This is a genomic window from Pedobacter sp. (assembly GCF_045628745.1).
In the GTDB taxonomy this organism is placed as follows: domain Bacteria; phylum Bacteroidota; class Bacteroidia; order Sphingobacteriales; family Sphingobacteriaceae; genus Pedobacter.
In genome coordinates, this window is record NZ_JAZQPU010000345.1 from 1 (window position 1) to 5,155 (window position 5,155).

Below are 5,155 nucleotides of genomic sequence, written 5' to 3' on the forward strand. Positions count from 1 at the left end.
CATTGATCAGTTTTGCTAAAACATTAATAGGCATACCCTATCATTACGCTTCCAGCAATCCACAGAAAGGTTTTGATTGTTCAGGTTTTGTCAATTACGTTTTCAATAACTTTGGTGTAAAAGTACCGCGATCATCAAGCGAATTTAGTGGCACAGGCAAACCAGTAAGCCTCAAAGAAGCTAAAGTAGGCGACGTATTGATCTTTACTGGTTCGAACCCTAAGGTACGTTCCATTGGACATGTAGGTATTGTTTATTCTGTGGATGGCGATGAAATAAAATTTATCCACTCCAGCTCAGGCAAAGCACAGGGCGTTACCATTACGGAGTTGAATACCTATTACAAAAGCAGGTTTATGAAAGCGGTAAGCATTATCTAGCTTTCCAGTAACACCACTTTAAGGGCTTCCACTACTTTCCCATGCTGTAAAAATAATTTGGCAAGCTCATGAAGCTCACGCTGGCGGTTATTGGCATCACCAATGGTGGCATCCAATATTTCCTTTACCTCGGGCTCCCTGCGCATTTCGTCAATCTGCGCCTCATTGGGCAACTCCTCTACATTGCCAAGCATCCCCAGGTCGTTCCCGGTGAGCACATAAGAATTTCTTACCCCCTTAGGCAAGGCATCAATGCCAATCCCCAAAGTAGTTAAAGGCTTTGCCACTTTAAACAAATTTTCTGGTGTTACCCTGCAGTACCAGTCGCCACCTAAACGTGCCACCAGATCTATCTTTGCCTGGTCTATTTTACCCGTTTCATCCAGAATTTCCTCCTTGATATGAATAAGCTTAATTTCTGCCAGAATAAGGTTTCCAGCACCGGGGTTTTCCCCCAGGCTAATCACCTCCCTCACCACACATTCCATTTGAACCGGTGCTTCGGCAACGCGTGGAGGCTTCACCAATAATGAATCAAGCATGGTAAAACCTGCTTTTTCAAATTCATTAACACCTTTAGCATATTCTGTACTTGCCAGACTCGTTTGTTGCACCATGGCATAGTTCACAATATTGATTACACACTCTTTAACTTCAAGGATATTTTCCAGGGAATGTTTAGTAGTATTGTCTCTCACCCGCCTTGCTGGAGAAAAGATGACCAGCGGTGGATTGGTGCTGAACATGTTAAAAAAGCTGAAAGGGCTTAAATTAATATTCCCAGCCTGATCGATGGTACTGGCAAAACAAATCGGTCGCGGCGCAATGGCATACTGGAGGTAGTTTTGCAATTGCGCCGGACTAAGATCAGCAGTGTTGATGGTTATCATTATTTTTTTAGCGCGAGAATAGAAAAATCGGTATCAGCTTTAGTGATGATGTTAATTAAACGACCTAAGCCTGTAATTTCCATTTCTACTTCATCACCTTCCTGGAGCCATTGTGTTTGATAAGCAGGATCGTTGAGCAATCCAGTGCCATTGAGTTCTAAAAAGCAGCCAGTGCCAACAGTACCAGAGCCAATAACATCACCGGGTAACACATCAGTACCATAAGCACAGCGCTCAATAATTTCGGCGAAGGTCCAGTCCATATCAGCTACATTGCCTTTAGAGACTTCAACCCCATTTACAGTACATGACATGGTAAGGTTATAGGCATTTCCGGTGTGACCAGCTTTTGCAGGCACAAGGTAAGTTTCTAGCTCATCAGGGGTCACTAACCAGGGGCCAATAACGGTAGAGAAGTCTTTCCCTTTTGCCGGGCCTAAATTAAGCAGCATTTCTTCCATTTGTAAAGTTCGCGCACTCATATCATTCATGATGGTGAAACCTGCAATGTAAGTATCTGCTTCAGCAGCCGTAAAATTACGCCCCTTTTTACCAATAACGGCAGCAATTTCCAATTCAAAATCTAGTTTCTGAAAGTGGTCTGGCATGCATTCAATTTCACCGGGACCTTGAATAGCATTATGGTTAGTAAAATAAAATATTGGGTATTGATCGAACTCAGCAATCATGTCAACCTTGCGGTTGCGGCGAGCTGCAGCAACATGCTGGCGAAAAGCATAACCATCGCGACATGAAGCTGGAAAAGGTACTGGAGCCAGCAATTCAAAGAACACTTCCATTTTAGGCTCCATTTCGCCAGACTTGATTTGGGCGTCAATTTTCTTGGCACGCTCCATCAACTCCTCCCCGCCTTGCAAAAAAGCATTCATGTCATCTGGCAACAGCTTGTCGCAAGAATTTAAATTATAAATATGTCCGTTTACGAAAACCCCCAGGTGTACGCTGTCTTCCGTCTTGTAAGATACTAATTTCATAATTTCATTTGATTTAGGTGATTTACAGACTCAATTTTTGACCCTGCCATTCATACGCTATATTTATGATATTGATCAAAGCTAGAAAAATTTAAACCAAACCTTGATAAAAACAAAGGAGATTGTTAGTGAAATAATAAACTTGATAGGCTGAAGATAATTTCGTTACTTCGTATCGCAAGATATGAACAGAAAACCCATCACCTACCAGAAACAACTCTCCAGTGAAATACTGGCGGCTTTCAGGTATGCTATGCTTTCTAAACTCATATTTGCTCAATACTCCATTTAGTCGTATCCCTACGCACAGATTTTTGTAAAAACGTTTTCACGTTTTTACCGTTACCATTCTAAAATATTGTTACAACCTAATACCTAGCGCTATGCCAATATACCATACATTAGGATCAATTCCCCCAAAACGACATACCGTATTCCGTAAACCAGATGGAGAACTTTATGCCGAAGAATTGGTTTCTACAGAAGGCTTTTCAAGCCTCTACTCACTGGTTTATCATTGTCACCCGCCAACCATGGTTAAATCCCTGGGAGAACCTTATTCCGTGGCCCCTAAAATTGCCCGCGAAAAGCATTTGCGCCATACCAGCCTCATCGGTTTCAACATTAAACCCGAAGATGACTACCTGCAAAGCCGTAAAGCAGTATTGGTTAACAGCGACCTGCATATCTCTTTAGCTGCACCACGCAAATCAATGACGGATTATTTTTATAAAAATAGCCAGGCAGATGAGGTCATTTTTATCCACGAAGGCAGCGGCACCTTAAAAACTGGCTATGGTAAAATACCTTTTAAATATGGCGATTATGTAGTGGTTCCCCGTGGCACCATTTATCAGCTTGAATTTACCGACGAAAATAACCGTTTGTTTATTGTAGAAAGTTTCAGTCCTATTAGAAGCCCTAAACGCTATCGCAATGAATATGGCCAGTTGATGGAACATTCTCCTTATTGCGAACGTGACATTAAGCGTCCTACCGACCTGGAAACGATTGATGCCTACGGTGATTTTAAAGTGCTGATTAAAAAACAAGATATCATTTACCCTTATACCTACGGCACCCATCCCTTTGATTTTGTAGGGTGGGATGGTTTTCATTACCCATGGGCATTTTCTATCCATGACTTTGAGCCTATTACTGGCCGTTTACACCAGCCACCACCGGTACATCAAACTTTTGAAGGGCATAACTTTGTCATCTGCTCTTTTGTACCCCGAAAATATGACTACCATCCTTTAGCCATACCAGCGCCTTATAACCATAGCAATGTAGACAGCGATGAAGTGCTTTATTATGTTGATGGCGATTTCATGAGCCGCAAGAGTGTGGTGAAGGGACAAATTACTTTACACCCCGGTGGTATTCCCCATGGACCACACCCCGGCACAGTGGAGAAATCTATAGGCAAAGAAAAAACTGAAGAACTGGCCGTGATGATAGACCCTTTCCGTCCGCTGATGCTTACTGAAGATGCCCTTTTTATTGAAGATGAAGGCTACCACAAAAGCTGGCAGATTAATATTGAATAATAAACACACAAATACTAACTCATTAAAATAAAAAAACGATGTCAACAGAAACATTTGCAGAAAAGATATCCAAAGCACAGGACTTTCTGCCCATCAATGGCACAGATTATATAGAATTCTATGTGGGTAATGCTAAGCAGGCTGCACACTATTATAAAACAGCATTCGGTTTTCAGTCACTGGCTTATGCTGGTCCGGAAACAGGTGCGCGCGACAGGGCGTCCTATGTATTACAACAAGGGAAAATACGCCTGATCTTAACCACGGCTTTAAAGTCTGACAGTGAAATTGCTGAACATGTAAAAAAACACGGCGATGGGGTTAAAGTATTAGCTTTATGGGTAGATGATGCCTATTCCGCTTTTGAAGAAACGACCAAACGTGGTGCAAAACCTTACCTGCAGCCTGTTACCCAAAGTGATGAATCTGGAGAGGTACGCATGTCTGGAATTTACACTTATGGTGAAACCGTGCATCTTTTTATAGAACGCAAAAATTATACTGGACTTTTCTTACCGGGTTACAGACCATGGATCAGCGACTACAATCCTCCCGTGGCTGGCTTACAATATATTGACCACTGTGTGGGAAATGTAGGTTGGAACAGGATGAATGAAACCGTGAAATGGTATGAAGAAGTAATGGGTTTTGTCAATATCCTTTCTTTTGATGACAAGCAGATCAATACCGAGTATTCTGCATTGATGAGCAAGGTGATGAGCAATGGAAATGGCTTTTCTAAATTTCCGATCAATGAACCAGCAGAAGGCAAGAAGAAGTCACAAATTGAAGAGTATTTAGAGTTTTATGAAGGTGAGGGTGTTCAACATATTGCAGTAGCAACCAAGAATATAATGCATACGGTACAGACGTTGAAGGCCCGTGGTGTTGAATTCCTTAGTGCTCCTCCAGAAGCATACTATGAAATGATGCCAACGCGGGTTGGTGAAATTGATGAGGAGGTGGAGCAACTGAAAGCATTGGGCATTCTTGTGGACCGTGATGAGGAAGGCTATTTACTTCAGATCTTCACGAAGCCGGTTGAAGACCGGCCAACCTTGTTTTTCGAAATTATTCAGCGTAAAGGTGCACAATCCTTTGGGGCCGGAAACTTCAAAGCGCTGTTCGAATCCCTGGAGCGCGAACAAGAACTCCGCGGGAATCTGTAGTTCCTTGACATAATTTCATATTGAAAAAGAAGAGCCTGTATCATAAATCATGATCAGGCTCTTTCTTTATATAATGGTTTTTTCTACAGGTGCTTTTTTAGGCGCTATATAGTTGCTTCTACTTGCTTTAAAGGTCTGTTTTTCTTATTTTTAAGTATAAAACAATCAGGA

At 42.0% G+C, this 5,155-nt stretch carries 5 protein-coding genes; 3 read left to right on the top strand and 2 right to left on the bottom strand.

The window, feature by feature from the left end:
• Positions 1-380: C40 family peptidase (locus ACR2F7_RS12580; protein WP_432713906.1), on the top strand; the 380-nt coding region annotated here is incomplete at its 5' end.
• Here ACR2F7_RS12580 and ACR2F7_RS12585 read toward each other — a convergent pair.
• Positions 377-1,270 carry a flavin reductase family protein gene (locus tag ACR2F7_RS12585; RefSeq protein ID WP_432713907.1) on the bottom strand — a complete coding sequence of 298 codons (894 nt, stop codon included), beginning with the start codon at positions 1,268-1,270 and terminating at the stop codon, positions 377-379. The two genes, ACR2F7_RS12580 and ACR2F7_RS12585, sit on opposite strands and share 4 nt — an antisense overlap.
• Positions 1,270-2,265 carry a fumarylacetoacetate hydrolase family protein gene (locus ACR2F7_RS12590; RefSeq protein ID WP_432713908.1) on the bottom strand — a complete coding sequence of 332 codons (996 nt, stop codon included), beginning with the start codon at positions 2,263-2,265 and terminating at the stop codon, positions 1,270-1,272. The genes ACR2F7_RS12585 and ACR2F7_RS12590 overlap by 1 nt, the downstream gene beginning before the upstream one ends.
• 383 nt (positions 2,266-2,648) lie before the next feature.
• On the opposite strand from ACR2F7_RS12590, the gene ACR2F7_RS12595 reads away from it, so the two are divergent.
• Positions 2,649-3,815, top strand: coding sequence for a homogentisate 1,2-dioxygenase (locus ACR2F7_RS12595; protein ID WP_432713909.1), 1,167 nt, complete (start codon positions 2,649-2,651; stop codon positions 3,813-3,815).
• A gap of 38 nt (positions 3,816-3,853) precedes the next feature.
• Positions 3,854-4,984 carry a 4-hydroxyphenylpyruvate dioxygenase gene (gene hppD / locus ACR2F7_RS12600; protein WP_432713910.1) on the top strand — a complete coding sequence of 377 codons (1,131 nt, stop codon included), beginning with the start codon at positions 3,854-3,856 and terminating at the stop codon, positions 4,982-4,984.
• The last annotated feature ends 171 nt before the right edge of the window (positions 4,985-5,155 follow it).